At 63.2% G+C, this 25,915-nt stretch carries 27 protein-coding genes; 20 read left to right on the top strand and 7 right to left on the bottom strand.

Annotated features, from left to right (window positions below; translation table 11 throughout):
- Positions 1-9: 9 nt before the first annotated feature.
- Together AC0L3N_RS04875 and AC0L3N_RS04870 are read right to left on the bottom strand one after the other, a co-directional pair.
- Positions 10-903, bottom strand: a complete 894-nt coding sequence (locus AC0L3N_RS04875) for an alpha/beta fold hydrolase (RefSeq protein WP_473546034.1) — start codon at positions 901-903, stop codon at positions 10-12.
- Between the two features lie 288 nt (positions 904-1,191).
- Positions 1,192-3,231: a lytic transglycosylase domain-containing protein gene (locus AC0L3N_RS04870; RefSeq protein ID WP_473546032.1), complete on the bottom strand. Its 2,040-nt coding sequence runs from the start codon at positions 3,229-3,231 to the stop codon at positions 1,192-1,194.
- A gap of 322 nt (positions 3,232-3,553) precedes the next feature.
- Between AC0L3N_RS04870 and dapA the strand changes: the two genes are divergently transcribed.
- From dapA to AC0L3N_RS04855, 3 genes are read left to right on the top strand one after another with little or no spacing between them, the layout of a single operon-like run.
- Positions 3,554-4,435 carry a 4-hydroxy-tetrahydrodipicolinate synthase gene (dapA, locus tag AC0L3N_RS04865; protein WP_123149903.1) on the top strand — a complete coding sequence of 294 codons (882 nt, stop codon included), beginning with the start codon at positions 3,554-3,556 and terminating at the stop codon, positions 4,433-4,435.
- A 25-nt stretch (positions 4,436-4,460) separates the two neighbouring features.
- A complete protein-coding gene (gene smpB / locus AC0L3N_RS04860; protein WP_473486640.1) occupies positions 4,461-4,940 on the top strand; it encodes an SsrA-binding protein SmpB in 480 nt (159 codons plus the stop codon).
- A gap of 28 nt (positions 4,941-4,968) precedes the next feature.
- Positions 4,969-5,712 carry a glycoside hydrolase family 25 protein gene (locus AC0L3N_RS04855; protein WP_473546030.1) on the top strand — a complete coding sequence of 248 codons (744 nt, stop codon included), beginning with the start codon at positions 4,969-4,971 and terminating at the stop codon, positions 5,710-5,712.
- On the opposite strand, the gene AC0L3N_RS04850 is transcribed toward AC0L3N_RS04855, so the two are convergent.
- Both AC0L3N_RS04850 and AC0L3N_RS04845 read right to left on the bottom strand, forming a co-directional pair.
- Positions 5,681-6,358, bottom strand: coding sequence for a uracil-DNA glycosylase (locus AC0L3N_RS04850; RefSeq protein WP_473546028.1), 678 nt, complete (start codon positions 6,356-6,358; stop codon positions 5,681-5,683). The two genes, AC0L3N_RS04855 and AC0L3N_RS04850, sit on opposite strands and share 32 nt — an antisense overlap.
- Complete coding sequence (locus tag AC0L3N_RS04845; RefSeq protein WP_123149816.1) at positions 6,355-6,936, bottom strand: LabA-like NYN domain-containing protein; 582 nt, start codon at positions 6,934-6,936, stop codon at positions 6,355-6,357. The genes AC0L3N_RS04850 and AC0L3N_RS04845 overlap by 4 nt, the downstream gene beginning before the upstream one ends.
- A 310-nt stretch (positions 6,937-7,246) precedes the next feature.
- Here AC0L3N_RS04845 and rpoZ point away from each other — a divergent pair, with 310 nt between their 5' ends.
- From rpoZ to AC0L3N_RS04785, 12 genes are all read left to right on the top strand, one after another.
- Positions 7,247-7,648 carry a DNA-directed RNA polymerase subunit omega gene (rpoZ, locus tag AC0L3N_RS04840; RefSeq protein WP_029354482.1) on the top strand — a complete coding sequence of 134 codons (402 nt, stop codon included), beginning with the start codon at positions 7,247-7,249 and terminating at the stop codon, positions 7,646-7,648.
- A 111-nt stretch (positions 7,649-7,759) separates the two neighbouring features.
- The gene (locus tag AC0L3N_RS04835) at positions 7,760-9,988 is read left to right on the top strand and encodes a RelA/SpoT family protein (protein WP_123149814.1); all 2,229 of its coding nucleotides are present in this window, start codon (positions 7,760-7,762) and stop codon (positions 9,986-9,988) included.
- Positions 9,989-10,076: 88 nt separating this feature from the next.
- A complete protein-coding gene (pyrE, locus tag AC0L3N_RS04830; protein ID WP_473546026.1) occupies positions 10,077-10,655 on the top strand; it encodes an orotate phosphoribosyltransferase in 579 nt (192 codons plus the stop codon).
- A gap of 74 nt (positions 10,656-10,729) precedes the next feature.
- Positions 10,730-11,110 (top strand): VOC family protein, encoded by a 381-nt coding sequence (locus AC0L3N_RS04825; RefSeq protein WP_473546024.1) that lies wholly within the window; start codon positions 10,730-10,732, stop codon positions 11,108-11,110.
- A 393-nt stretch (positions 11,111-11,503) separates the two neighbouring features.
- The gene (gene acpS / locus AC0L3N_RS04820; RefSeq protein ID WP_473528067.1) at positions 11,504-11,917 is read left to right on the top strand and encodes a holo-ACP synthase; all 414 of its coding nucleotides are present in this window, start codon (positions 11,504-11,506) and stop codon (positions 11,915-11,917) included.
- A 77-nt stretch (positions 11,918-11,994) separates the two neighbouring features.
- Positions 11,995-12,744 (top strand): signal peptidase I, encoded by a 750-nt coding sequence (gene lepB, locus AC0L3N_RS04815; RefSeq protein WP_473546343.1) that lies wholly within the window; start codon positions 11,995-11,997, stop codon positions 12,742-12,744.
- A gap of 4 nt (positions 12,745-12,748) precedes the next feature.
- Positions 12,749-13,474, top strand: a complete 726-nt coding sequence (gene rnc, locus AC0L3N_RS04810) for a ribonuclease III (protein ID WP_095496687.1) — start codon at positions 12,749-12,751, stop codon at positions 13,472-13,474.
- On the top strand, positions 13,471-14,403 hold the full coding sequence (era, locus tag AC0L3N_RS04805; RefSeq protein ID WP_473546022.1) for a GTPase Era: 933 nt from the start codon (positions 13,471-13,473) through the stop codon (positions 14,401-14,403). Before rnc ends, era begins: the two co-directional genes overlap by 4 nt.
- Before the next feature lie 41 nt (positions 14,404-14,444).
- Entirely contained in the window at positions 14,445-15,368 is a 924-nt protein-coding gene (locus AC0L3N_RS04800) for an aminoglycoside phosphotransferase family protein (RefSeq protein ID WP_473546020.1), read from the top strand.
- Positions 15,369-15,415: 47 nt separating this feature from the next.
- Positions 15,416-16,192, top strand: a complete 777-nt coding sequence (gene recO, locus AC0L3N_RS04795; protein WP_473546019.1) for a DNA repair protein RecO — start codon at positions 15,416-15,418, stop codon at positions 16,190-16,192.
- Complete coding sequence (locus AC0L3N_RS04790; RefSeq protein WP_473546018.1) at positions 16,189-16,707, top strand: PaaI family thioesterase; 519 nt, start codon at positions 16,189-16,191, stop codon at positions 16,705-16,707. The genes recO and AC0L3N_RS04790 overlap by 4 nt, the downstream gene beginning before the upstream one ends.
- A 63-nt stretch (positions 16,708-16,770) precedes the next feature.
- On the top strand, positions 16,771-19,512 hold the full coding sequence (locus AC0L3N_RS04785; RefSeq protein ID WP_473546016.1) for a DUF2339 domain-containing protein: 2,742 nt from the start codon (positions 16,771-16,773) through the stop codon (positions 19,510-19,512).
- A 3-nt stretch (positions 19,513-19,515) separates the two neighbouring features.
- On the opposite strand, the gene AC0L3N_RS04780 is transcribed toward AC0L3N_RS04785, so the two are convergent.
- Both AC0L3N_RS04780 and AC0L3N_RS04775 read right to left on the bottom strand, forming a co-directional pair.
- On the bottom strand, positions 19,516-19,944 hold the full coding sequence (locus AC0L3N_RS04780; protein ID WP_473546014.1) for a type II toxin-antitoxin system VapC family toxin: 429 nt from the start codon (positions 19,942-19,944) through the stop codon (positions 19,516-19,518).
- On the bottom strand, positions 19,934-20,188 hold the full coding sequence (locus tag AC0L3N_RS04775; protein ID WP_473546012.1) for a type II toxin-antitoxin system VapB family antitoxin: 255 nt from the start codon (positions 20,186-20,188) through the stop codon (positions 19,934-19,936). Before AC0L3N_RS04775 ends, AC0L3N_RS04780 begins: the two co-directional genes overlap by 11 nt.
- Before the next feature lie 274 nt (positions 20,189-20,462).
- Here AC0L3N_RS04775 and AC0L3N_RS04770 point away from each other — a divergent pair, with 274 nt between their 5' ends.
- The 5 genes from AC0L3N_RS04770 (at position 20,463) to AC0L3N_RS04750 (ending at position 24,896) form a co-directional block, all read left to right on the top strand.
- Complete coding sequence (locus tag AC0L3N_RS04770; RefSeq protein WP_135936357.1) at positions 20,463-20,981, top strand: sigma-70 family RNA polymerase sigma factor; 519 nt, start codon at positions 20,463-20,465, stop codon at positions 20,979-20,981.
- Positions 20,978-21,769 (top strand): anti-sigma factor family protein, encoded by a 792-nt coding sequence (locus tag AC0L3N_RS04765; RefSeq protein WP_473546010.1) that lies wholly within the window; start codon positions 20,978-20,980, stop codon positions 21,767-21,769. Before AC0L3N_RS04770 ends, AC0L3N_RS04765 begins: the two co-directional genes overlap by 4 nt.
- A gap of 262 nt (positions 21,770-22,031) precedes the next feature.
- Positions 22,032-23,138 carry a peptidase C39 family protein gene (locus AC0L3N_RS04760; RefSeq protein WP_473546008.1) on the top strand — a complete coding sequence of 369 codons (1,107 nt, stop codon included), beginning with the start codon at positions 22,032-22,034 and terminating at the stop codon, positions 23,136-23,138.
- Positions 23,135-24,598 carry a RimK family protein gene (locus tag AC0L3N_RS04755; protein ID WP_473546007.1) on the top strand — a complete coding sequence of 488 codons (1,464 nt, stop codon included), beginning with the start codon at positions 23,135-23,137 and terminating at the stop codon, positions 24,596-24,598. The genes AC0L3N_RS04760 and AC0L3N_RS04755 overlap by 4 nt, the downstream gene beginning before the upstream one ends.
- A 25-nt stretch (positions 24,599-24,623) precedes the next feature.
- Positions 24,624-24,896: a DUF3303 domain-containing protein gene (locus tag AC0L3N_RS04750; protein WP_123149802.1), complete on the top strand. Its 273-nt coding sequence runs from the start codon at positions 24,624-24,626 to the stop codon at positions 24,894-24,896.
- A 50-nt stretch (positions 24,897-24,946) separates the two neighbouring features.
- Here the strand turns inward: AC0L3N_RS04750 and AC0L3N_RS04745 are convergent, their stop codons facing one another.
- On the bottom strand, positions 24,947-25,891 hold the full coding sequence (locus AC0L3N_RS04745; protein WP_123149898.1) for a LysR substrate-binding domain-containing protein: 945 nt from the start codon (positions 25,889-25,891) through the stop codon (positions 24,947-24,949).
- Between the last annotated feature and the right edge of the window lie 24 nt (positions 25,892-25,915).

Genomic DNA, 25,915 nt, shown 5'->3' with positions numbered 1-25,915 from the left:
CGCAAAAAGTCACTTTGCGACGAAGCATTGCTCGGCCCCGTCCAGAAAAGCGGCGATGGCGCCGGGCAGGCCGCCGGTCTCGAGGAAAGGCGCATGACCCTGGCCCTCGGCCGTGATCGTCTCGACACAAGGGTGACGCGTTCGCATCTGTTCGAGCGTCTCAGTGGACAGCAGCTTCGAATTGGCGCCGCGTATGGCGAGCAACGGTATCGCCGCCAGCGCCTCGAACTGCTGCCACAGATCAGGCAGCTTCTGGGTCAGGTCGAGTCCCGCCAGCGTGTCGACCAGCTTCGGGTCGAAATCCGGCACCAGCCCCTCATCCGTCTCTCGGTAGAGGGCCGATACCATCCGCTCCCAATCCGCCTCGGTCAGAGCTGGAAAGTCGCTGCCATGCGCGCCGCGCTGGGCGCCGACCGCCTCGGCATGGGTTTTCGGCTTCGGCACGCTCTCGAGATAGGAGCGGATATGGTCGAGGCCGCCGGCCTCGACCACCGGGCCGATATCGTTGAGTACGACAGCCCTCAGGACGGCCGGGCGCATCGCGCCGAGCACATGGATGATCAGCCCGCCGCGTGACGTGCCGATGAAACCTGCCTCCTCGATGCCCAGCGCTGCCAGCCCGGCGAGGATATCACCGGCTTCGACGCCGACATTGTAGTGGCCGACATCGGGGTCATAGGCGGATTGCCCGCGCCCGCGATAGTCGAAGGCGATGATTTTTCGCGGACTTTCGGCCCGTCGCGACAGGTGCAGCGCCAGCTCATGAAAATCGCGGCAGTTCCGTGTCAGGCCAGGCAGGCAGACGACCGGCCAGTGTTCGGAATTCGCTTCGCCGTAGATGCGGGCGTGGAGTTGCAGCCCGTCCGGCGAGGCGTAGAAGAAGTCGGAAAAACTGCTCGACATTTTGGACTCGATTCCTCGCCGTTGCCGGATCGTCGAGACTGCTACAGGCGAGGGCGAGGGTGGTCAAATCGGCTTAGTCGTCGGCGGGATAGCGCCCCCTCTGTCCTGCCGGACATCTCCCCCACTTGGGGAGAGATTGGCAGTTCGGGCGACCCGCTCACTTCTGCGACGTTGGAGATTGGCGAAGGCCAAGGTGACATCCAATCTCCCCCCAAGTGGGGGGGATGGCCGGCAGGACAGAGGGGGGTGCGAAGGATCACCGCCTTAGCTTAACCGATCGCCCGTCCTTCAACTCCGCCCATTCACCAAATCCCCCACGATGTCGTACTTGCCGGAAATACGCATCTTGTAGACTTCGTAATTCTCCATCACTCGCTGGACGTAACTTCTTGTTTCCGTGTATGGAATCCGTTCGATCCAGTCGACGACGGCATCGATGTCCTTGCCGCGCGGGTCGCCATATCTAGCCACCCATTGGGCGGCGCGTCTAGGGCCGGCATTGTAGCCGGCGAAGGTCAGCACATAGGAGCCGTCGAAGCGGCCGAGCTGCTCGCCGAGGAAGGCGGCGCCCAAGGTCGCATTGTAGCCGGCGTCGGTGGTCAGCCGCACCTGCGAGAAGGTCATTCCGGCCTTCTTCGCCAATTGCCTGGCGGTCCCCGGCATCAGCTGCAGCAGTCCGCGCGCGCCGGCGCTGGAGACGGCGCCGATGTTGAACTCGCTTTCCTGGCGGGCGATCGCATAGGCCAGCGCCTTGCCCGAGCCGGAAATGTTGGCGGTCTCGGGAATGACGCCGAGCGGATGCGACAGCGCCCCGACATCGACGCCGCGCGCGCCGGCGATCTTGCCGACTTTCAGCGCCAGGAAGTGATTGCCGTGCTTTTCCGCCATCGCGGCCAGCAGCGCCAGCTCTCCGGGGCTGGTCAACTGTCCGGCGAGGTCGCGATAAAGCGTGTCGGCGTAGCGCTCATAGCCCGCCTCCTGCAGCCGCCTGATGGCGCTGACCGATTCGCGATCGGCAAAATTCCGCTGATCGGCGGCACTCGGCTGCGGATGGGCGATGTTGAGGACCTGCCGACCGACGCGCTCACCGGCGAGCTGGCCGTAGAACGTCGTACCATAGGCGGCGGCACGGGTGAAATGATCTCTCGCACTGCCGGGGCCGCCGGCTTCGGCCGCACGGCCGAGCCAGTAATAGGCGCGCGACAGCGATATCGGCCCCTGGGTGAGATCGGCGATCCGCGCAAAATGCCTGGCAGCGGTGTTGGGATCGTTGAGACCGCGCAACGCGTACCAGCCGGCATGGAACTCCGCATCGGCCGCGTTGGCAGCATTTTCGGCGGCGTGTGCTGCGACTATTCTGTAGGCGGTCTTCATGTCGCCCTGGTCGACCAGTTCGCGCGACAGCACCCGGCGCTCGGCCCACCAGGCATCCGGGTCGACAAGCGCGATGCGATCGCTCGGCGCCTTCATCACCATAGCGGCGGCGTCGGAAAACTTCTGCTGTTTGCGCAGATATTGGGCTTGCGCGAAGAGATAGCCGGCCGAACGCTGCGCGGCGGGCACCGTCTTCAGCAGTTTGGCCGCATTCTTGTCGCCCCTGTCCGCCGCCGCCCAGGCGTCGGCCAGCTGCTGGGCGCCGGCAAGACCGGCGACGCGCAGCGCGGAATTGACCCGGTCGGCATAGAACATGCGTTCCATGCGAAAGCGGTGGTCGGCGACGGGGATCAGCTCACCGAATTCCTGGATGATCGCCGCCTCGTCCCTGGCTTCCAGTTTTTCGGTGCGCCAGAAAGGCGACAGCACCGAGCGCGCCGCCTCGACGTTGCCCTGCGACCCATAGGAGCGGGCGAGGATCACCACGCCCTCGACTGTGAGAGGCTGGCTGCCGCCAAAAGCCTGCACCACGATCTCAGGCGAGGGGTTCTCGCGGTAGAGGGCGCGCTCGCTGTTCTTGCGCAAGGCGATCATGCCCGGCCAGTTCGGCAGCATTTTCGCAGCATCGGCGATGTCGCCGCTTGGCACCCTGTCGCCGCCATAGAGCGAGATCGACCAGGCAAGGATATGCTGGTCGAGCGAGTTGACCGGCAGGGCATCGCGCACTCGACGCGCACCGGCAATGTCGTTTGCCGCCAGCGCATCAAGGCCGCTTTTCAGCCTGGCGACACTGGCGGGCGGAGATTCCGTATCGTGCAGGCCCGTATCCTGCAGGATTGGCATCGGAATGGCCGACGTGACCTGCACATCGATCTTGCCTGCGGCCACAAGGCTCGGCGTCAGCAGGAGGATTGCGCCAAGCAGCGCGAAAAAATGAGGCTGCCTGGTCGGCATGGTCTTCGTCAATTCCTGCCTTGCACATTACCAACAGGCACAGATCAACTGAAGCCTAGTTGGCTGTGATGAAGAGCCCGTAAACAAAGGGCTGTCGAGGTCTTTCAAATTGCGCTTGCTGGCACTACCGCCATGCTTGCCGCGCAACGGTGTCGAGACTATGGTGCGCCGCTTCGCTTTCGGCTAGAAGGCGCGCACGACAAAACACCTACAGCGCCGCGCGTCTTCTCAGACGCGCAAAGGACGCTGTAGCACTTTAAATTTGGCGCATGATCCCCAGCGAAAATCGGGGTCATGCGCTAGTCCCCAGGAGTTGGACGACATGCTGAGAGGCTCGCTTACCGCGCTCGTGACACCGTTCGAAAAGAGCGGCCGTTTCGACGAGAAAGCCTTTCGCGCTCTCGTTGCCTGGCAGATCGCTGAAGGCACGACGGGCGTGGTTCCGGTCGGCACCACCGGCGAGTCGCCGACGCTGTCGCATGACGAGCACCGCCAAGTCGTCAAGGTCTGTATCGAGGTGGCCAAAGGCCGGGTTCCGGTCGTCGCCGGCGCCGGCTCCAACAACACCGAAGAGGCGGTCGGCCTGGTCCAGTATGCCGAGAAGGCAGGCGCCGACGCGGCGCTCGTCGTCACGCCTTACTACAACAGGCCGACGCAGCGCGGCCTCTATGCGCATTTCGCCGCGGTCGCCAAGGCGACCAGCCTGCCGATCATCATCTACAATATTCCGCCACGCTCGGTGATCGACATGATGCCCGAGACGATGGGCCAGCTGGTGCACGACTTCAAGAACATCATCGGCGTCAAGGACGCCACCGGCAAGGTCGAGCGGGTTTCCGAGCAGCGTGCCAGCTGCGGCAAGGATTTCATCCAGCTTTCCGGCGAGGATGCCTCGGCGCTCGGTTTCAACGCCCATGGCGGCGTCGGCTGCATCTCGGTGACGGCGAATGTCGCGCCGCGGCTGTGCGCCGAATTCCAGGAGGCGACGCTTTCCGGCGAGAACGCCAAGGCGCTGGACTTGCAGGACCGCCTGCTGCCGCTGCACAAGGCGATTTTCCTCGAACCCGGCGTGTCCGGCGCGAAATATGCACTGTCGAAGCTCGGCAAGGTCGAGAACGTGCTGCGTTCGCCGCTGGTCACCGTCGAGCAGTCGACCGCCGAAAAGATCGATGCGGCCATGAAGCACGCCGGCTTGATTAATTAGGAATGAGGCGCCACCTCTCCGCATCATGAATCAAGTCAGAAAAGCCGACCCCAACAACAAGACCGTTGCGGAAAACCGCAAGGCGCGGTTTTCCTATGAGGTGCTCGACACGATCGAGGCCGGCCTGGTGCTGACCGGCACCGAGGTGAAGTCGCTGCGCCAGGGCCAGGCCAACATCCAGGACAGTTACGCCTCGGTCGAGGGCGGCGAGATCTGGCTGATCAACTCCTATCTGCCGGAATATCTGCAGGCCAACCGCTTCAACCACGAGCCGCGCCGGCGCCGCAAGCTCCTGCTCAACAAGCGCGAGATGGCCAGACTGGCGCAGAGCGTCGACCGCGAAGGCATGACGCTGGTGCCGCTAAAGATCTATTTCAACGACCAGGGCCGGGCGAAGCTTTTACTCGCCGTCGGCCGAGGCAAGAAATTGCACGACAAGCGCGAAACCGAAAAGCAGCGCGACTGGTCGCGCGAAAAGGGCCGGCTGCTAAAGGAGCGTGGGTAGGCTGGGAGCCGCTCTTTTGAAGAACCGGATGAAGAACCGGATCGTCTTTTGGGGTGCGGCCAGCCTGATCCTGGCGTGCCTCGTCGCGGTCGGCGGCTATTTCTATTTCCATCCGTTTTCTCCGGACCGCGGCAAATATCCGGTCAGGGGCATCGACGTTTCCCATCATCAGCGGCAGATCGACTGGCGGCGTGTTGCCGCCGATGACGTCACCTTCGCCGTCATCAAGGCAACCGAAGGCGGCGACTATATTGATGACGCCTTCGCCGCCAATCTACGTGAGGCCCGTGCGGCCGGTCTGGCGGTCGGTGCCTATCATTTCTTCACCTTCTGCAGGCCTGGCGCCGATCAGGCGAAGAATTTCATCTCCGTCGTGCCGCGCGGTCAACCGCTGCTGCCGCCGGTGGTGGATATCGAATTCGTCGGCAATTGTCCGCGGCGGCCATCGCCCGAAGAATTGAATGTCGAACTCTCCGCTTTCCTTGGTCCTGTCGAAGCAGCCTTCGGCAAAACGGCGATCCTTTATGTGACCGACGACGCGGCGCGGGCCTATGCCGGGCAGATTGTCGGCCGCCCGCACTGGGTTCGTTCGCTGGCGCTACAGCCAGGTCATGACGAGTGGATCTACTGGCAGTACCACGACAAGGGTCGCGTCGACGGCATCACCGGCGATGTCGATCTGAATGTCCTTCAGGGCGGGCAGGAGAAATTGGCCGAGCTGGTTGCGCCACCGCCCGAATCTATCTCTCGAGAAACGCCGCTATCTCCCTGAACACGTTGACGAACATCGCTTCCGTCAGCACGCCGGTGTTGGTGTTGTAGCGCGAGCAGTGATAGCTGGAAAATAGCGTCATGCCATTGGTTTGCTGCTGCCCGCCATGCCTGAACGGATAAGCGGCGACACGCTGGCCGAGCGCCCGCACCGTCGACTGGTGCGCGATCGAGCCAAGCGCCAGCACGGCGCGCAGGTTCTTAAACCGCGCGATCGTCGGCACCAGGAACCTCCGGCAGGTGGCAATCTCGGCACCGACCGGCTTGTTGTCCGGTGGCGCGCAGCGCACCGCATTGGTGATCGCCGTGCCGACAAGCTCCAGCCCGTCATCGGGCCGCGCCTTGAATTGGCCGCGCGCAAAGCCGTGTGCGATCAGCGTGTTGTAGAGCAGGTCGCCGGCAAAGTCGCCGGTGAAGGGACGTCCGGTGCGGTTTGCACCGCGCAGGCCCGGCGCCAGCCCGACGATCAGCAGCCGCACTGCATCCTCGCCCTCCGGCGGCAGGAAGGTCGGCACCGGCGCATTGAACCAGGACGGCTCGCGCTGCCGCCATTGCGCGATAAAATCATGCAGCCGCGGGCAGAGCGGGCAGTCGCGATCGGGCTCTGGGGACGCGACCGAAGGAGCGGTCAAGACCGCCGCCGTCAATAGTCGTCCTCGTCGACTTCGGCCGGCTCGGGCCGGCGCACCGGCCGCTCGGATGGATCGCGGCCGACCTCGCTCTTCAGCGTCATCAGATCGATGAAATGGTCCGCCTGGCGGCGCAGATCGTCGGAAATCATCGGCGGCTGCGAAGCCATGGTGGAGACGATCGAAACCTTGCGCCCGCGCCGCTGCAGCGCCTCGACCAGCGTGCGGAAATCGCCATCGCCGGAAAAGATGACATAGTGGTCGACGACATCGGCGAGTTCCAGCGCATCGACGGTCAACTCGATATCCATATTGCCCTTGATCTTGCGGCGGCCGGTCGAGTCGGTGAATTCCTTGGCCGGCTTGGTCACCACCTTGAAGCCGTTGTAGTCGAGCCAGTCGATCAGCGGCCGGATCGAGGAATATTCCTGATCCTCGACCAGCGCGGTGTAATAGTAAGCACGCAGCAGATAGCCACGCTTCTGAAAGCTCGACAAGAGCCTGCGATAGTCGATATCGAAGCCGAGCGCGCGCGACGTGGCGTAAAGATTGGCACCGTCGATGAAAAGGGCGATTTTTTCGCGAGGGTCGAACATGGAAAATATTCCTTTTCGAAAAATAAGCGGTCGTCTAAATGCGCGTGACTATCGGTCGGCTTGAAATAACCGGCTGACCTTCGTCATTCGAGATAGCGCCGGTTTTACGGCAATCCAAGGGTATGATGCTGCAAGCAAGCAATTGTGATCGGTGCCGTATCGTCGCAGGCGGCGCGCGCCCAGACGGCCTTGGCCCCGGCCCCTGCCCTGGCCCCGATCTTGGCATTGCCAAAAAGCTTGTATTTTGGCTGCGTTCGGGTTATGGACCGCGCCTGTTTTCCATCAAATCCAGGCATGAAAGGGGCAGCTCATGGCCCGCGTAACCGTTGAAGATTGCATCGACAAGGTCGACAACCGCTTCGAGCTCGTGCTTCTGGCCGGCCACCGCGCCCGTCAGATCAGCCAAGGCGCGCAGATCACGGTTCCTCGTGACAACGACAAGAATCCGGTCATCGCGCTGCGCGAGATCGCCGAGGAGACATTGTCGCCCGACGACCTCAAGGAAGATCTGATCCACTCGCTGCAGAAGCATGTCGAGGTCGACGAGCCGGAAGCCGATGGCGAGGCGATCGCCGACCAGACCGGTACCGCCGCTGCGGCAACCGATGCCGACGACACCGAGGACAACATCACCTTCGACCGCATGACCGAGGAAGACCTGCTGGCCGGCATCGAAGGTCTGGTACCGCCGGAAAAAAGCGACGATTATTGATCTTCGCAGCGGCCGCCGACACTTTCGCGTCGGCAGTTTCGTGGTTATCTATGACATGCGCCGTACGCCAGTGCGGCGCATGATTCATTTCAGCACTGCGAGATCCCGCCCATGATGCGTCAGTATGAGCTTGTCGAGCGCGTCCAGCGCTACAAGCCTGACGTCAACGAGGCGCTGCTCAACAAGGCCTATGTCTACGCCATGCAGAAGCATGGTCACCAGAAGCGCGCCTCCGGCGATCCCTATTTCTCGCATCCGCTCGAAGTCGCCGCCATCCTCACCGAAATGCACATGGACGAGGCGACCATCGCGGTTGCCCTGCTGCACGACACGATCGAGGACACCACGGCGACCAGGGCCGAGATCGACGAGCTGTTCGGTCCGGAAATGGGCAAGCTGGTTGAAGGCCTGACCAAGCTGAAGAAACTCGACCTCGTCTCCAAGAAGGCCGAGCAGGCTGAAAACCTGCGCAAGCTCCTGCTGGCGATCTCGGAAGACGTTCGCGTGCTGCTGGTCAAACTTGCAGACCGCCTGCACAACATGCGCACTCTCGACCATGTGCCCGAGGCCAAGCGCCTGCGCATCGCCGAGGAGACGATGGATATCTATGCGCCGCTGGCCGGGCGCATGGGCATGCAAGGCATGCGCGAGGAGCTTGAGGAGATCGCCTTCCGCTTCATCAATCCGGAAGCCTACCGCGCCGTCACCGCGCGGCTCGCCGAAATATTCGAGCGCAACAAGGGCGTGCTGTCCGAGATCGAGATGGCGCTGTCCACGCTGTTCGACAAATATGCGATCAAGGCCGAGGTGAAGAGCCGCCAGAAGAAGCCGTGGTCGGTGTTCCGCAAGATGGAGGCCAAGGCGCTGTCCTTCGAGCAGCTGTCCGACATTTTCGGCTTTCGTGTCGTCGTCGATACCGTCGAGGACTGCTACCGGGCGCTCGGCGCCATCCACACGACATGGTCGATGGTGCCAGGCCGCTTCAAGGATTACATCTCGACGCCGAAGCAGAACGACTACCGTTCGATCCACACCACCATCGTCGGACCGTCGCGCCAGCGCGTCGAGTTGCAGATCCGCACCTATCAGATGAACAAGATCGCCGAATATGGCGTTGCCGCGCATTCGATCTACAAGGACAGCGGCGGCAAGGTGAACGGCACTGCCCACGCGATCTCGAAGGAGACCAACGCCTATGCCTGGCTGCGGCGCACCATCGAGCAACTTGCCGAAGGCGACAATCCCGAGGACTTCCTCGAAAACACCAAGCTGGAGTTGTTCCAGGACCAGGTTTTCTGCTTCACGCCCAAGGGCATGCTGATCGCGCTGCCGCGCGGCGCCACGCCGATCGATTTCGCCTACGCCGTGCACACCGATGTCGGCGACACCTGCGTCGGCGCCAAGGTCAACGGCCGCATCATGCCGCTGATGACCGAGCTGAAGAATGGCGACGAGGTCGAGATCATCCGCTCCAAGGCGCAGGTGCCGCCGGCGGCGTGGGAATCGGTCGTCGTCACCGGCAAGGCGCGCTCGGCGATCCGCCGCGCTACCAAGGCCGCCATCCGCAAGCAGTATTCGGGTCTCGGCGTTCGTATTCTGGAGCGTGCGTTCGAGCGGTCCGGCAAGACCTTCACCAAGGAAAGCCTGAAGTCGGTACTGCACCGGCTGGCGCGCAAGGACATCGAGGATGTGCTGGCTTCGGTCGGACGCGGCGAACTTGCCTCCACCGATGTGATGAAGGCGGTGTTTCCCGACTACAAGGATGAACGCGTCACGCTGGTTGCGCCCAAGCAGCGCGAAGAGGGCTGGTCGAAGATCCGCAACGCCGCCGGCATGCTGTTCCAGATTCCCGGCCGGGCGGCGCGCAAGGACAAGGACCAGCCAAAGGACGGCGCCGTGCCGATCCGCGGCGTCCGCGGCGACCTGCCGGTGCGCTTCGCGCCGGAAGGTGCTGTGCCCGGCGACCGCATCGTCGGCATCGTGCAGCCGGGGACTGGCATCACCATCTATCCGATCCAGTCGCCGGCGCTGCAGGCCTTCGATGACCAGCCAGAACGCTGGATCGACGTGCGCTGGGACATAGACGAACGCACCAAGGAGCGGTTTCCGGCGCGCGTCTCGGTCACCGCCATCAACGCGCCGGGCTCGCTGGCCGACATCGCGCAGGTCGTTGCATCCAACGACGCCAACATCCATACGTTGTCGATGGTGCGCACCGCGCCCGATTTCACCGAAATGCTGATCGATCTCGAAGTCTGGGACCTGAAGCACCTGAACCGGCTGCTGTCGCAGCTCAAGGACAATTCGAGCGTCAGCGATGCGCGGCGCGTGAATGGGTGAATAGTGAATAGTGAATAGTGAATAGTGAAAGAAGGGTGCTCTCACTACTCACCACCATTCACCATTCGCCATGGACATGGAGCGAACAATGAACACCGACGAAGTGCTGGGCATTTTCCGTGAAGCCGGTGCCGTTCTCGAAGGGCATTTCATCCTGACATCGGGCTTGCGAAGCCCGGTCTTCCTGCAGAAGGCGCGGGTCTTCATGCATGCCGACAAGACCGAGCGCCTGTGCAAGGCGCTGGCCGAAAAGATCCGCGCTGCTGTGTCCGGCAGGATCGATTACGTCGTCGGCCCGGCGATCGGCGGGCTGATCCCGGCCTACGAGACCTCGCGCCATCTTGGCGCACCGGCGATCTGGGTCGAGCGGGAAGGGGGCGAGTTCAGGCTCCGCCGCTTCGAGATCGCCAAGGGTTCGCGCGTCGTCATCGTCGAGGACATCGTCACCACCGGCCTGTCGATCCGCGAGACCATCGACTGCCTGCGCGCGCTTGGCGCCGAGGTCGTTGGCGCTGCCTGCATCATCGACCGCTCGGCCGGCAAGACGGATGTCGGCGTGCCGCTGATCGCGCTCGCCGAATATGAGGTTCCGGCCTACCCGGTCGACAGGCTGCCGCCCGAACTCGCCGCCATACCGGCCATCAAGCCGGGCAGCCGCAATATCTGATGCATGTCGCCCAAAACTGCGCAGCGGTTTTGGGACAACGACGTGCATAAAACAACGTTAACTGAGGCGCTGCCGTGATTGCAGGCATCGATCATTTCGTACTGACGGTTCGCTCCGTCGAAGACACCTGCGCCTTCTATCAGCGCGTGCTTGGCTTCAGGCGCCTCGACGAGCCGAACCGGCCGACGGCGCTGCTTTTCGGAACGCAGAAAATCAATGTGCATGAGGCAGGCCACACCTTCGAGCCCAAGGCCAAGGCGCCGACTCCGGGCTCCGCGGATTTCTGCCTGGTCGCCGTCAGTCCGCTCTCCGAGATATGCGCCAGCCTGGCGGCCAACGGCGTTGCCGTCGAAGTCGGGCCGGTCGAGCGGATCGGCGCCCGTGGCCCGATGATGTCGGTCTATTTCCGCGACCCGGACGGCAATCTCGTCGAGGTCAGCGAGTACGGGCCGTAGATAGCTGGAGTTGCTGCCGATTTCTGCGGCGACTCGCCTCCTCAAATCCGCCGCGATTATACTGTGTCCGGAGCGGCGAAACGCCGGCCCCGCAGGCGACAGCAAGCGGACGGCATGCAGCTACGGTTGTTCTGCGGCCAGCGTATCGCTATATCAAGGTCGTTGTTGCCTTTCGACGGCCGCAAAGCGCAAGATGTAGCTGTCGTGCCCGGCCCGGGATGGTCGGAGCGGCAGCTTTGGATATCAGGACAGGAACAGAGTGCTTTTTCGACGCCGCAAGCCTGATGGTTTTCTCGAGCGGGTGCGTACCTATCTGTGGCCACACCGCTCGTTCTCGCGCTCTATGCGCCTGGCGAAAAGAGCTGGAGCGGCCGGACGGGAAGTTCCCGCCGAATGATCATTGGTATCGGCAGCGACCTGATCGATATCAGACGCATCGAAAAATCGCTGGAGCGCCATGGCAAGCGCTTCATCCAGCGCATCTATACCGAGGTTGAACAGGCCCGCTCCGAAAACCGCGGCGCCCGCGTCGCTTCCTATGCGAAGCGCTTCGCTGCCAAGGAGGCCTGCGCCAAGGCGCTGGGCACCGGTATGGCGCAAGGGGTGTTCTGGCGCGACATGGGCGTCGTCAACCTGGCCAGCGGCCAGCCGACCATGGCGTTGACCGGCGGAGCGGCGGCGCAGCTGGACAAAATCCTGCCTGACGGGCACAGGGCGGCGATCCACCTCACCATCACCGACGATTTTCCGCTTGCTCAAGCCTTTGTGATCATCGAGGCGTTGCCCGTCGAAGAAGCGCCATATTGATTGCATCTGACCACCGGCATGACGTTGCCCAGCGCACGCCGAGACTCTATACCAACCAACGCATAATCGAGGACGACATGAGCGTGGCTGAAAAATCCCAGAAGAAATCCGGCGGGCTTGGCGAAACCGTCAGCGTCATCGTCCAGGCGCTGTTGCTCGCTCTGGTCATCCGCACGCTGCTTTTTCAGCCATTCTCTATCCCGTCCGGGTCGATGCGGCCGACCTTGCTCGAAGGCGACTATCTCTTCGTCACCAAATGGTCGTATGGCTTCTCCCGCTATTCCCTGCCGTTCGGGCCGGACCTCTTTTCGGGCCGCATCTGGGGCGACGAGCCGAAGCGCGGCGACGTGGCGGTGTTCAAGTTCCCGCCGGACCCCTCCGTCGACTACATCAAGCGCGTCGTCGGCCTGCCGGGCGACAAGATCCAGGTCAAGGACGGCCAGCTCTTCATCAACGGCGTCGGCGTGCCACGCCAGAAGGTCGGGCAGATCGACAATCGCGACATCACCGAGGAGAGCGGGCCGGTCGACGTCTATCGCGAGACATTGCCGAATGGCGTCAGCTATGACACGCTCGACCTGATACCCAACTCGATCGGTGACAACACCAAGGAATTCGACGTGCCGCCCGGGCACTATTTCATGATGGGCGATAACAGGGACAATTCCTCGGACAGCCGCTTCACCGTCGGTTTCGTGCCCGACGACAACCTGGTTGGCCGCGCCAATCTCATCTTCTTCTCGATCGGTGGCAGCGCCAGCCCGCTCGAAATCTGGAAATGGCCGTCGCTGATGCGCGCGTCGCGCCTGCTCCATTTCGTCAATTAGGGTCATGGCGGCAACAAAACGGCTGACCGTCGACGCGCTCGCCGAAGCGCTCATGGAGCGCACCGGCCACGCCTTTGCCGACCGCCAGCGCTTGCAGCGCGCGCTGACCCATGCCAGCGCCCGCAGCAGCCATGCCGGCATCGACTATGAGCGTTTCGAATTCCTGGGCGACCGCGTCCTCGGCCTGGTCGTCGCTGACATGCTGCTGGCGGCGTATCCGGACGCTGCCGAAGGTGAGCTGTCGCTCCGGCTCAACGCGCTGGTCAATGCCGAGGTGCTGGCGGACATCGCCGAGGAGATCGGCCTGCCGGAGTTGATCCGTGCCGGCTCGGACGTACGCGGCCTGGACGGGCGCAAACGCGTCAATCTACGGGCTGATGCGCTGGAATCGCTGATCGCCGTGCTCTATCTCGACGGCGGGCTGGAGGCGGCCCGCGCCTTCATCCACAAATACTGGCGGCCGCGCTCGCAGGCCATCGGTGCCGCCCGCCGCGATGCCAAGACCGAACTGCAGGAATGGGCGCATCAGGCGGCAGGCGCCGTGCCGGTCTACATAATTGACAGCCGCGAGGGACCGGACCACGATCCGCTATTCACCGTCAGCGTCAAGGTCGGCGCCTATCCGCCGGCGACCGGCAGCGGGCGCTCCAAGCGCGAGGCCGAGCAAGCCGCCGCTACTGCACTCCTGTTGCGCGAAGGCGTCTGGCTAAATAAGGGGAGCGCGGCATGACCGCCACCGAAGACGTCCCGCCGGCAACAGAAGCCGCCACCACGCATTCTGGCTTCGTCGCGCTGATCGGCGCGCCCAATGCGGGGAAATCGACGCTGGTAAACCAACTGGTCGGCGCCAAGGTGTCGATCGTCACCCACAAGGTGCAGACGACGCGCGCGATCGTGCGCGGCATCGCCATCCACAACAACGCACAGATCGTCTTCGTCGACACGCCGGGCATCTTCAAGCCGAAGCGGCGGTTGGACACGGCGATGGTGACGACCGCCTGGGGCGGCGCCAAGGACGCCGACATCGTGCTGTTGCTGATCGACGCCGAGCGCGGCATCAGGGGCGACGCTGACGCGATCCTCGAACGGCTGAAGGATGTCCGCCAGCCGATGGTGCTGATCCTCAACAAGGTCGACCGGGTCAAGCCCGAGGCGCTGCTGGCCCTGTCCGCGGCAGCGAATGAAAGGGTGCCCTTCAAGCGCACCTTCATGGTCTCGGCGCTAACCGGGTCGGGTTGCAAGGACCTGCTCGACTATCTGGCCGAAACCCTGCCTGCCGGCCCCTGGTATTACCCGGAGGACCAGATCTCCGACCTGCCGATGCGTCAGCTGGCGGCCGAGATCACTCGCGAAAAGCTCTATCTCAGGCTGCATCAGGAACTGCCCTACTCCTCCCATATCGAGACCGAGAAATGGGAAGAGAAGAAGGACGGCTCGGTGCGCATCGACCAGACCATCTATGTCCAGCGCGACAGCCAGAAGAAGATCGTGCTCGGCCACAAGGGCGAGACGATCCGTGCCATCGGCCAGGCGGCACGCATGGAGATATCAGGTATCCTCGAACAGAAGGTGCATCTTTTCCTGTTCGTCAAGGTGCGCGAGAACTGGGGCGACGACCCCGAGCGCTATCGCGAGATGGGGCTGGAGTTTCCGCATTAGAGCATGTCCCGAAAAGTGGGAGCCGGTTTTCGGAAAAGATCATGCTCAAACACGAAGTTACTATCGACACAGCCCTCGTGAGCCGGTTGGTCGCCACGCAATTTCCCCGATGGAAGGATCTTGCTGTCCGGCCGGTTGCATCAGGCGGATGGGACAACAGGACCTTTCATCTCGGAGACCATATGCTGGTGAGGCTGCCGAGTGCGGCGGCCTATGCCTTGCAAGTGGAAAAGGAACATCGCTGGCTGCCAAGGCTTGCGCCTCTGCTGCCGCTGCCTGTCCCGGTTCCCTTGGCGATGGGAGCCCCGGCCGACAACTATCCCTGGCATTGGTCCGTCTACCGCTGGATCGAAGGCGAGACGGCGACGCTGGAGCGTATTGCCAGCCTGCCGCAATTCGCGGCCAGCCTGGCCCAGTTTCTGGTCGCCCTGCAACGGATCGATCCCGCCGGTGGACCGGCGCCAGGGCAGCACAACTTTTTTCGCGGCGGACCACTGAGCGTCTATGACGGTGAAACCCGGCAGGCAATTGCAGCCCTCGACGGCAGGATCGACACGGGCGCCGCCAGCGCGGTCTGGGAAGCAGCGCTTGCCGCGACATGGTATGACGCGGCCGTTTGGTTCCACGGTGACGTCAGTTGGGGAAACCTGTTGGTCAGGCAAGGCAGTTTGAGGGCTGTGATCGACTTCGGGACGTCCGGCGTGGGCGATCCCTCGTGCGACTTGGCGATTGCATGGACGCTCCTCGAAGGCAAAAGCCGAGAGGTGTTTCGCGCGGTTCTTCAGGCCGATGAGGCAAGCTGGGCGCGGGGCCGTGGCTGGGCGCTATGGAAAGCGCTGATTACGGTCGCCGGCCATATAGACGTCAATCCAATCGAAGTTGAAAAGTCGCGACGCGTGATCGATGAAGTGCTTGCCGATCACCAGCGCGCGGACCGCTACGGAAGGGGCTCACAGAGGGCCTGAAAAACCCAATCTTGATTTCGCCACTGAAGCGGTGACAAGCTCCGTTCATGGAATGGCGCGACGAGGGAATCATTCTCGGCACCCGCAAGCATGGCGAAACCAGCGCCATTCTTGAGGTCATGACGCGTGCGCATGGCCGCCACCTCGGCCTTGTGCGCGGCGGCCGCTCGCGCAAGCAGCAGCCGGTTCTGCAGCCCGGCAACCGCGTCGACCTGTTGTGGCGGGCGCGGCTCGACGAACACCTTGGCACCTTCCAGGCCGAGGCGATCGAGATGAACGCCGCCCGGCTCATGGACAGCGCCGTCGCCATCTATGGGCTGCAGACCATGGCTGCGCATCTGCGCCTGCTGCCCGAGCGCGACGCCCATGACGGCCTCTACGAGACGCTGGCCGTGATGATCGCCCACCTCGACGATGCGGACGCCGCCGGCGAGCTGGTGGCGCGCTTCGAATTGCTGATTCTCGACGAACTCGGCTTCGGCCTCGATCTCAGCCAGTGTGCCGCGACCGGCACCAGGCAGGACCTTGCCTATGTCTCGCCGAAGTCCGGGCGCGCGGTGTCGCGCGCGGCAGGCGCGCCATGGCGCGACAAGATGCTGGTGCTCCCCGCCTTCCTGCAGCGCGGCTCCGGCCTGCGCGCCGATCCGGCGGCGATCGAGGATGCCTTCCGGCTGACCGGCTTCTTTTTTACCCGCCATGTCTACGAGCCGCGCGGAATCGAGGTGCCCGGTGCCCGAGCCGGCTTCCTCGCCGCCCTGCGCAAGCACCACGCGGCGGGCAAGTCCCCGATCGAAGAACCCGCAGCCCGAGAAAACACCAGATGAGCGAAGTGGAGCTCTATCCCGGCCGGGTCTCGCCACTCGGCCTCGGCACCATTCCGCACGGCGACATCCTCGAATACACCGGCCTGGAATTGCTCCAGCGCATCATTGACAACAAATACCCGGCGCCGCCGATTTCGTTCCAGCTCAGTTTCGACCTGACCGAAGTGTCGGAAGGACGTGCGGTGTTCCGCGGCCTGCCGAACGAGCGCTATCTCAATCCGCTGGGTGGGGTGCATGGCTGCTGGGCCGCGACGCTGCTGGATTCGGCTCTTGCCTGCGCGGTGCAAACGCTGCTCGACAAGGGCGAGGCCTATACGACGGCGGAGTTCAAGGTGAACCTGACACGACCGATCACGCCGATGACCGGCGAGGTGGTGTGCGAGGGCAGGGTGGTGCACAAGGGCCGCACATTGGCGGTTTCGGAAGCGACGCTGAAGGATGCCAACGGCAAGCTGCTGGCTTTCGGCACCGAAACGTGCTCGATCTTTCCGGCCGCCAATCTGGCGGCGCGCTGACTCGGCTGGCCGTCTGGCCGCCGTATTTGTCAGTAACTATTGGCTTGGTTTGGGGGAACCGCCATGTTCGAAAGCCTGATCGGCCTAGTCGCGATCATCGCGCTGTTCGTCATTATCTCACGCCAGCAGAGCCGCATCGGCCTGATCGAGCGCGAACTTGGTGCGCTGCGCAGCCTCGTGCTTTCGGGCGCGCATGTGGCCCCGCCGCAGGCCAAGCCGGTAGAACAGGCCGCAAACGACAGCATGCCAACAGACGCGGCAGTTGCGGCCGTGACCGATATTGTCCCGTCATCGGCGGGCGAGGCTGAGGAAAAGCCGTCCACAGAGGTTGAAGCCGGGGAGATTGCATCCGGACCGTGGGCTGCGGGCGAAGCGGCGGCGGCTGGATCTGCACCTGTGCAACCGGCCGCCGTGACGGCGAAAGCGACGCAAAAGCCTGACATTGAAACGGCGCTCGGCACCCGATGGGCGGTCTGGGTCGGCGGCATCGCGCTGGCGCTGGGCGGCCTGTTCCTGATCCGATACACCATCGAGGCCGGCATTTTCGGTCCCGGCGTGCGGCTGAGCATGGCAGCAATGCTCGGGCTGGTGCTGGTCGCCGTTGGCGAGTTCATCCGCCGCACCGGCTTCAGGGTGCCGGTGCAGGGCGTCGCCGGCGCCTATATTCCGGCGATCCTGACGGCGGCCGGTGCTTTCATCCTGTTCGGCACTGTTTATGCGGCGCATGGCGTTTACGGCTTCATCGGGCCGGCGCTCGCCTTCACGTTGCTCGGCGCCATCGGTGTGGCGACCATCGCGGCCGCCCTCGTCCACGGCCAGGCGCTGGCCGGCATCGGCCTGCTCGGCGCGGTGGTGACGCCGATGCTGGTCGCCTCGCAGGCACCGAATCCTTGGGCGCTGTTCGGCTATTTGGCGATCGTGCTCGCCGCCACCGGCGTCATCGCCCGCCTGCGCGACTGGAAATTGCTGATGGCGGCAGCGTTTGTGGGCACCGGCCTCTGGACCATTCTTTACATGACTGATGCGCCGGGCACCGACCTGCCTGTCATCCTCTTCATCAATGCGGTGACCCTGGCAGTGCTTGCCTTCGTCTGGCTCGGCCGTCGCGGTGGCGAAGCAGAGCCCGTCAGGGGCTTCGACTGGCCGTCGATCGCACCTGGCTTCTTCGTCGGCCTTTCGGCGATGGCACTGTTCGTCGACCCGGCATACGCTGCCGGCGATGCTCTGCCGGGAGCAGCTCTTATCGCAGCCCTGGTCGCAGTAGCGCTCTACCGGCCGCTGGCGCTGGCGCTTCTGCACGCCGCAGGGCTGGCGACGGTGCTGGTCTATCTCGGCATCATTCCGCCAACCTCCGTCGCTTCAGAGTTTTCAGGTGGCGTTCTCGACGTCGAAGGTCTGCCGGCGGGAGTTGCCGATACGCTGATGCTCAGGATCGGTATCTTTCTTGGACTTATGTTCATCGGCGCCGGATTCTGGGCCGCGCGCAAATTTGCCGCGTCGGCACAAATCCGCGCCGCCTCATGGGCGGCATGGGGCGCTGTCGCGCCGCTGGTCATTCTGTTGGCGCTCTGGTTCACCTTCGGCAATCTCGACCGTGATCTTGTCTACGCGGCGGTTGCAGCCCTTCTGGTCGGGGTCTTCGCGGCCGGCGGCGAGTGGATCGCGCGCGGTGAAGAGCCGCCGCTACAGGGCGGTGCTGCCGTCTCCTTCGCGCTTGGCGGCACAGCAGTCGCCGCCTTGCTGATGATCTACATGGCTTTCGGGTCCGGCTGGACCACCATCCTCCTGGGTGCGGCGGCCATCGTGCCGGCGCTGGTCACCCGCTGGCGCGCCTATCCGGTGCTCGGCTGGATTTCGGTCGGTGCGGTCATCGCGGTGCTCGGCCGCGTCGCCTTCGATCCGACAATCGTCGGCGCCGAATTCCTGTCGACGACGCCGGTATTCAACTGGCTGCTGCCGGGCTACGGCGTGCCGGCGCTTGCCTTCGGCTTTGCCGCCTGGCAGCTTGCCCGCACCACAAATGGCCGGCCACGCCTCGCCATGGAAGCGGGCGCAGCACTGTTTGCGCTGCTCACGGTTGCGATATTCGTGCGCCACGCCATGCATGGCGGCGTCATCGACACGGGTGCTATCACGCTCGCCGAGCAGGCAATCTATACGCTGATCGCCATCGGCGCCGGCGCCATCCTGGTCGCCATCGACATGCGCTCGCCAAGCTCGGTGCTGCGCTATGGTTCGCTTGCCGCGGGCGTGGTCTCGGTCGCCTTCATCGTCATCCAGCATTTTGTGGCGCTGAACCCGCTGTTTACTGACGAATCGACCGGGCGAATCCTGGTGTTCAACCTGCTGTTCCTCGCCTATCTCTTGCCGGCCGTCGCTGCCGGGGGGCTCGCGCTCTATACCAGAGACAAGCGGCCGAAATGGTACGCCGCGATGCTGGCGCTGGCGGCGGCGCTGCTTGCCTTCGCCTATGCGACGCTGTCGGTCCGGCGGCAGTTCAAGGGCGAGTTCATTGGCCTGTGGAGCGGCCTCGGCCAGCTCGAGACCTACACCTATTCCGCGCTGTGGCTGATCATCGGCGTGGCGCTGCTCACCGCCGGCGTCTGGCTGAAGTCGCAGGCGCTGCGCATTGCGTCGGCAGCGCTGATCTCGGTCGCCGTGTTGAAGGTCTTCCTCTTCGACATGTCGGAACTGGAAGGCGTGCTGAGGGCGCTGTCCTTCATCGGCCTCGGCGCGGTGCTGATCGGCATCGGCCTGTTCTATCAGCGTCTGCTGACAAGAGCGGTCAAATCCGATGCCGGATAGTATTCAGGCCAGATCGGTCTGCAAGAAATCATTGCCCTTGTAGAGCAGGGGTACCCGGTAGGCCTTGGCGCATGCATAGCTGAAGCAGTCGCCGAAATTCAGCTTGGCGGGATGGCCGACATATCGACCGTAGTCGCGCGCGGCTTTGACTGCGAGTTCGCGAATGGCACCATCCAGTGGAACTTCCACGGCCTTGAGTTCTGCCAAGAAGCCGATGACGATGGTTTGGCATTGATCGATCAGAGCAGGCTGTGTCGGAGCTTGATCGCCGCTTTCAGCCACAGATTTCCTGCGGGCGATTCCGAGGACAGCTTCAAAAGCGGAACTCGGCGAGAAGTAGAGCCTCTCGGCGGTTTCAATCCTTCTCAGCAGACGTTCCGCATCTGCCTCTCTCAAAATCAGCGCAATAATCGCGGACGCATCAAGAAACATCGGGTTCCCCCCAGGCCTCGTCCATGAATTTCTTCATATCGAAGGTGGGGTCATCGGGACCAAGTGCGCTCGCGGCATCCTGATATTTTTTGATACGCTCGCCCAGCGGAAGGACAGCGTTCGCTCGTTCAAGCTCCCGCTTGAGAGCGATTCGCACTGCTTCAGTCTTCGTGGGGGCCTTGATGGCGGACTGCAACTGACGAGCTAGCGCGTCGACCTCATTATCGCGGATGTACAGAGACAAATCGATTTCTCCAAATCGTATATCCAAGTCCGAATATACCAAAGATACGACTTCGAATATACACCCTTCAGGGCGCGCTTTCAACCTCAGGCGTCATGGCTTGCGGCGCCTTGACAGGTGGCCCTAGCGCCGGCCGGGAATAAATCGGCCCGCGCCAGCGTTATTGCATTGCTTGGGTGGCTGGGGCGGCGGACCGCTTCGCGCTGGCCGCTTGCGCCGCGCCGTGAAGACGCGTTCAATCGGATGAACAAGGGCGACCTCAGAACCAGCGGTCATGGACGAAAAAAAGGCAGCAATCCTGGGCGAAATACCACGCCTGCGCCGTTATGCGCGCTCGCTGCTGCGCGACCGCGATTCCGCCGACGATCTCGTTCAGGACTGTCTCGAACGGGCGCTTGTGCGGCTCGACAATTGGCAGACTGGAGAAAGCCCCAGGAGGTGGCTGTTTACGATCATGCATCATTTGTTCATCGACCAGATGCGCAAGGTGAACCGGCGCGGCGAAGCCGCGATGCTGCCGCTGGAAGCGAGCGAGGCGCAGGCAGCACCAGCCGAGCAGGTGGAGAGCATCGCCTCGCGCGAAATTATCGACGCGTTGCAGGCGATAAGCCCCGATCGGCGCGCAGCACTGGTCATGGTCGCCATCGAAGGCTTTTCCTATGCCGAAGCCGCCAACATCCTCGGCGTGCCGGCCGGCACGCTGATGTCGCGCATCGCGCGCGGGCGTGATGAGTTGCGCGGGCTGCTGGATGACGCCGCGCGTCGCCGGGCGATAAGGATCGTTGAGAAATGACCCGGCGCGATTTTTCCGAACGCGACATCCACATGGCCCTCGATGGCGAGTTGCCGGTTGACGAGCGCGTGGCCTATGACGCCTGGCTCGACGCCAATCCTGAAATGAAGGCGAGGAGCGCCCGCTATGTCGCCGACCGCGCAGCGCTTCGTGCCGCTTTTGCCGGCGTGCTCGACGAGGCGGTGCCGGCGCGGTTGCAGAAGATCGTGTTCGGCGAGGCGCCGGTCAAGACGGTGCCATTGGGCTCGCGCTGGTGGCTCCCGGCTGCCGCAGCGGCGATGCTGGCCATTGGCGGTGTTGGCGGTTATTTCGCCGGCATCGACCATCTCGGCCTGGAAGACCCCGCCGAAGACCAACTCGCCGAGCAGGCGATCGCAGCCCATGTCATCTATGCCGCCGAGCAGCGGCATGCGGTGGAAGTGCCCGCCAGCGACAAGGATCATCTGCAGACCTGGCTGTCCAATCGGGTCGGCCTGAAGCTGGTCGCACCGGATCTGGCGGCGCAAGGATTCCAGCTCGTCGGCGGCCGGCTGCTGCCCGCTGGCGAGAGCAAGGCCGCGATGCTGCTTTATGAGGACGACAAAGGCGAGCGCATCTCGCTGTTCGTCACGGCCGAATCGGCCGAGAAGGCCAAGGGCACCTATGGGTCGGAAGAGAACGGCCCCGAGGCCGTCTACTGGCTGGATAAGGGCTATGGCTGCGCCGTCGTCGGCTCGCTGCCGCGCGCGCAGCTGACTGCGGTGGCGAAGAGCGCCTACAGCCAGCTTCTTGCCGGGCTGGCCAGCTGAGCTGCGCCTGTTTTTCAAAGGTTGCGTCTACAGCGCCGCGCGTCCTTTGGACGCGCAAAGGACGCTGTAGCACTTTAATTTTTGCGCGTGATCCTTTCCGAAAATCGATTTCGATTTTCGGGCCATGCACCCGGCGAGCCTGTCACAATTGAGCCCGAATCAAGGTGCGATAGCGCTTGACGGATGCTGGCGCTTCGGCTGTGTTGTCGACACCTCTGACCAGGGCCTTTTCCACAACGCAATCGAGGTTTTCCGAGCCCGCATGCCTGCCGAGATTCGCACGGCCCGCGCGTCCGACGTCGATGACCTCGCCGTCATCGAGAAGGCTGTTTTCTCGAGCGATCGCATTTCCCGCCGCTCCTTTCGCCAGTTGATCGAACGCGAAAGTGCCGAGCTGCTGGTTGCCGAAAGCGACGGCCGCGTCGCCGGCTATGCGGTCGTGCTGTTTCGCAAAGGCAGCGGCGTCGCGCGGCTCTATTCCATCGCCATCGGTCCCTTTTTCGGTGGGCTAGGCATTGGCCGCATGCTGCTGGCATCGGCGGAGGAGACCGCCTTCGAACACAACCGCATGATGCTGCGCCTCGAGGTGCGCGAGGACAACAGCCGAGCCATTCGCATCTACGAGCAGAGCGGTTACCGCAAGATCGGCCGCGAACCGGGCTATTACGAGGACGGCGCCACGGCGCTGCGCTACGAAAAGACCTTGCGGGGCGACATTCCGGTCGCCACCAGGGTGCCGTTCTACCAGCAGACCTGCGAATTCACCTGCGGCCCGTGCTGCCTGATGATGGCAATGGCCAATTTCGAGCCCGGCTTCGTGCCCGACCCGGTCATGGAAATCCGTTTGTGGCGCGAGGCGACCACCGTTTTCATGATGTCGGGGCCTGGCGGCTGCGAGCCGTTCGGCCTCGCCGTTGCCGGCCATGAAAGCGGGCTCTCTGCCGAGATATATGTCTCCTTCCATGGCGCGCTGTTCCTGCAGTCGGTGCGCAGCCAAGACAAGCGCCGGGTGATGGAACTGGCGCAGGTCGACTTTCGCCGGCGCGCGGAACTTTACGGCATCCCGGTGAATTACCGTCCATTCGCCATCGACGATATCCGCACCGCGATCGCCGAGGGGAAACTGGTGTTGGTCCTGATCAGCGGCTTCCTGATGTTCGGCAAGAAGGTTCCGCACTGGGTGCTGGCCATCGGCGACAACGGCGACCATATCCTGATCCACGATCCCTGGGTCGAAGACGAGAGACAGGAGACCATTCTTGATGCCGCCAACATTCCCGTGCCTTACGGCATCTTCATGAACATGGCGCAGTTCGGCCGCGACGGATTGCGTGCCGCCATTACCCTCGGAAAGCGCGACAGACAATGACCTGGGTCATCCTTACCGGCCGGCAGAATGATCTCGATCAGGTGGCGACACCGCACAAGATCATCACCAATCGCGACTACCTTGCCCATCCGGCGCTGTTTCGCGGCCAGCGGCCGAAGGTCATCAACCTGTCGAACAATTACGGCTACCAAAGCCGCGGCTACTATGCCTCGCTGCTGGCCGGTTCGCGCGGCCACAAGGTCATCCCGACGGTCGAGACGATGATCGACCTTTCCGAGCGCAAGCTCTACGATCACGCGCTGCCGGAGCTGGAACTCGCGCTCAACAAATGCCGCAAGGATCTGGGCGGCGCCTTTCCGCAAAAAGTCTGCATCTTCTTCGGCATCGGCCCGTCGAGGATATGGGATCGCTTCGCCAAGATTTTGTTCGACTGGTTTCGAGCGCCGGCGCTGGAAGTCCGCATCACCGACGGCGCCGAATGGGCGTCGATCCGCAAGATCGGCTTCCATCCGCTGGCCAGGATGACCGAGGAGGAAGAAAAGCGCTTCCTTCAGTGCCTCGAGACCTACACCAACCGCGAATGGCGTGACACCAAGGGCCGCACGCCGGCGCGCTACACCTTCGCCACATTGGTCGATCCGCACGAGGAGTTGCCGCCGTCGGAGATTTCGTCGCTGCGCTACTGGGCCAAGATCGCCGAAAAGATGGGCGTCGAAATCGAGCCGATCACCAAAAAGGATCTGGCCAAGCTCGCCAATTACGACGCGCTGTTCATCCGCGAGACCACTTCGATCTCCAACCACACTTACCGCTTCGCGCGCCGCGCCCAGCAGGAAGGCATGCCGGTCATCGATGATCCGCTGTCGATGATCCGCTGCACCAACAAGGTCTATCTCAACGAGCTGATGACCTACAACAAGGTGCCGGTGCCACCGACGGTGATGATCGCCGGCACCTCGGATCTCGAAGTTGCGGCGCGGGCGCTGGGCTTTCCGCTGGTGCTGAAGATCCCGGACTCGTCGTTTTCGCGCGGCGTCAAGAAATGCGCCACCTTCGAGGAGCTGAAGACGCTTGCCACCGAATGGCTGGAGGATTCCGATCTCTTGATCGCGCAGAAATTCATTCCGACCGAATATGACTGGCGCGTCGGCGTGCTCGGCGGTCAGCCTCTGTTTGCCGTGCACTATCTGATGGCCAAGAAGCACTGGCAGATCGTCAACCACAAGGCCAACGGCAAGCCCGACCAGGGCGGCATCAAGACCTTTACCTTGAAGGAGGCGCCGGCCCATGTCGTCGAGACGGCGGTGAGGGCGGCGCGCTGCATCGGCGACGGCCTCTACGGCGTCGACCTCAAGGAGACCAGGGACGGTGTCTTCGTCATCGAGGTCAACGACAATCCCAATCTCGACCATGGCTGGGAGGACTCCGGCGAAAAAGACGAGGTCTGGGTGCGGCTGACGCAGTGGTTCCTGGAGCGGCTCGACCGACAGGGACGGTAACCGTTCCACTTGGGGAGACGGAGAGATGCTGTTCATAGTGATCGAGGATTTTCGCGGCCGCGATAGGAAGGAGATTTACCGTCGCTTCCGCGACCGTGGTCGCCTCATGCCGGATGGGCTTCGTCTTCATCACAGCTGGATCTCGGCGGACATGGGCCGCTGCTTCATCCTGATGGAGGCGGATGACGTCACGCTGCTGCAGCGTTGGGTCATCGAATGGTCGGATCTGGTGGATTTCGAGATTGTTCCCGTGGCAACGAACAAGGACATGGTGGACGGATTGAGCGGGCACCTCTAAGCAGGCGCAAAAGCTGCGGGTTCGCCATAGTCGAATGCCGCCTCCTGCCATCAGGAGTTAGCGTTTTGTTTCGCGACTAGAGCCGGCGATAGCACCGAGCGTAGGCATTCCTCGATCAGCCACTGCCTGAACGCCGCCACCGCGTCGCGCCTCAAGCTTCGTTGCGGGATCGTCAGGCAATAGGGCTGGCGCAGTTCCAGCGCCTGTGCGACGGGCCTGATCAGCCTGCCGTCTTCCACCGCCTCGGCGCAGAAGACGCCCTGCGCGAGCGCGACGCCGAGGCCCGAAATGGCGAAATCGAGGGCCGCCCGTGACGAATTCGCCGACAGACCGCGCTGGGTCGCGCGGCCGGGCTCGATGCCGGCCGTCTCGAACCAGTTGCGCCAGGATGGAAAGGACGCGCCTGTCGGCCCCCAATCCGTATGGATCAACGGCAAGCGGGCGAGGGCGGCGCCTTCAAAACCGCCGATCCCGCTTGCCATGCCCGGTGCGCAAACGGGATAGACGGCATCGCTCACGATGTCTTCCGTTGCCTGGTCGCGATAGTGGGAGCGCCCATAGGAAAGACGTATGTCGATCAGGTCACGGTCGAACGACACCGGATCGTCTTCGCCTCTCAGCGATATGTCGACCGCGCCGTGGCTGGCGACAAAGCTCTTCAGGCGCGTCGAGAGCCAGCCCATCGCCATGGATTGCGGTACCGAGACGACAAGCCGTGATCGAAACTCCGCGCCGCTGAGCTCGCGCGACACGCTGCCGATCTCCTCGAAGGCCGTTGTCAGTCGAGGCAGCATTTCCCGGCCGGCATCGGTCAGCACGGCACGGCGGTTGACCCGGTGAAAGAGCTTGCGGCCCATCTGGTCCTCGATGGTCCGGATCAGCTGGCTGACCGCGGCAGCGGAAATCGAAAGTTCTTCGGCTGCGGCGGCAAAGCTGCCGCAGCGCGCTGCAGCCTCGAAAGCCTGGAGTCCCCGCAAGGATGGAAGTGCGACCATGGCAGCCAATAGATAAGTCAAGCT

It is taken from the genome of Mesorhizobium sp. WSM4807, from assembly GCF_055811615.1.
The sequence above is the reverse complement of the archived record's forward strand: the minus strand, read 5'-3'. Positions and strand labels throughout refer to the sequence as shown.

Excerpts from the sequence above, each read along its gene's own strand:
- AC0L3N_RS04875 (WP_473546034.1), bottom strand. The coding sequence starts at position 903 with ATGTCGAGCAGTTTTTCCGACTTCTTCTACGCCTCGCCGGACGGGCTG.
- AC0L3N_RS04870 (WP_473546032.1), bottom strand. The coding sequence starts at position 3,231 with ATGCCGACCAGGCAGCCTCATTTTTTCGCGCTGCTTGGCGCAATCCTC.
- dapA (WP_123149903.1), top strand. The coding sequence starts at position 3,554 with ATGCTGAGAGGCTCGCTTACCGCGCTCGTGACACCGTTCGAAAAGAGC.
- smpB (WP_473486640.1), top strand. The coding sequence starts at position 4,461 with ATGAATCAAGTCAGAAAAGCCGACCCCAACAACAAGACCGTTGCGGAA.
- AC0L3N_RS04855 (WP_473546030.1), top strand. The coding sequence starts at position 4,969 with ATGAAGAACCGGATCGTCTTTTGGGGTGCGGCCAGCCTGATCCTGGCG.
- AC0L3N_RS04845 (WP_123149816.1), bottom strand. The coding sequence starts at position 6,936 with ATGTTCGACCCTCGCGAAAAAATCGCCCTTTTCATCGACGGTGCCAAT.
- rpoZ (WP_029354482.1), top strand. The coding sequence starts at position 7,247 with ATGGCCCGCGTAACCGTTGAAGATTGCATCGACAAGGTCGACAACCGC.
- AC0L3N_RS04835 (WP_123149814.1), top strand. The coding sequence starts at position 7,760 with ATGATGCGTCAGTATGAGCTTGTCGAGCGCGTCCAGCGCTACAAGCCT.
- pyrE (WP_473546026.1), top strand. The coding sequence starts at position 10,077 with ATGAACACCGACGAAGTGCTGGGCATTTTCCGTGAAGCCGGTGCCGTT.
- acpS (WP_473528067.1), top strand. The coding sequence starts at position 11,504 with ATGATCATTGGTATCGGCAGCGACCTGATCGATATCAGACGCATCGAA.
- lepB (WP_473546343.1), top strand. The coding sequence starts at position 11,995 with ATGAGCGTGGCTGAAAAATCCCAGAAGAAATCCGGCGGGCTTGGCGAA.
- rnc (WP_095496687.1), top strand. The coding sequence starts at position 12,749 with ATGGCGGCAACAAAACGGCTGACCGTCGACGCGCTCGCCGAAGCGCTC.
- era (WP_473546022.1), top strand. The coding sequence starts at position 13,471 with ATGACCGCCACCGAAGACGTCCCGCCGGCAACAGAAGCCGCCACCACG.
- AC0L3N_RS04800 (WP_473546020.1), top strand. The coding sequence starts at position 14,445 with ATGCTCAAACACGAAGTTACTATCGACACAGCCCTCGTGAGCCGGTTG.
- recO (WP_473546019.1), top strand. The coding sequence starts at position 15,416 with ATGGAATGGCGCGACGAGGGAATCATTCTCGGCACCCGCAAGCATGGC.
- AC0L3N_RS04790 (WP_473546018.1), top strand. The coding sequence starts at position 16,189 with ATGAGCGAAGTGGAGCTCTATCCCGGCCGGGTCTCGCCACTCGGCCTC.
- AC0L3N_RS04785 (WP_473546016.1), top strand. The coding sequence starts at position 16,771 with ATGTTCGAAAGCCTGATCGGCCTAGTCGCGATCATCGCGCTGTTCGTC.
- AC0L3N_RS04780 (WP_473546014.1), bottom strand. The coding sequence starts at position 19,944 with ATGTTTCTTGATGCGTCCGCGATTATTGCGCTGATTTTGAGAGAGGCA.
- AC0L3N_RS04770 (WP_135936357.1), top strand. The coding sequence starts at position 20,463 with ATGGACGAAAAAAAGGCAGCAATCCTGGGCGAAATACCACGCCTGCGC.
- AC0L3N_RS04765 (WP_473546010.1), top strand. The coding sequence starts at position 20,978 with ATGACCCGGCGCGATTTTTCCGAACGCGACATCCACATGGCCCTCGAT.
- AC0L3N_RS04760 (WP_473546008.1), top strand. The coding sequence starts at position 22,032 with ATGCCTGCCGAGATTCGCACGGCCCGCGCGTCCGACGTCGATGACCTC.
- AC0L3N_RS04755 (WP_473546007.1), top strand. The coding sequence starts at position 23,135 with ATGACCTGGGTCATCCTTACCGGCCGGCAGAATGATCTCGATCAGGTG.
- AC0L3N_RS04750 (WP_123149802.1), top strand. The coding sequence starts at position 24,624 with ATGCTGTTCATAGTGATCGAGGATTTTCGCGGCCGCGATAGGAAGGAG.
- AC0L3N_RS04745 (WP_123149898.1), bottom strand. The coding sequence starts at position 25,891 with ATGGTCGCACTTCCATCCTTGCGGGGACTCCAGGCTTTCGAGGCTGCA.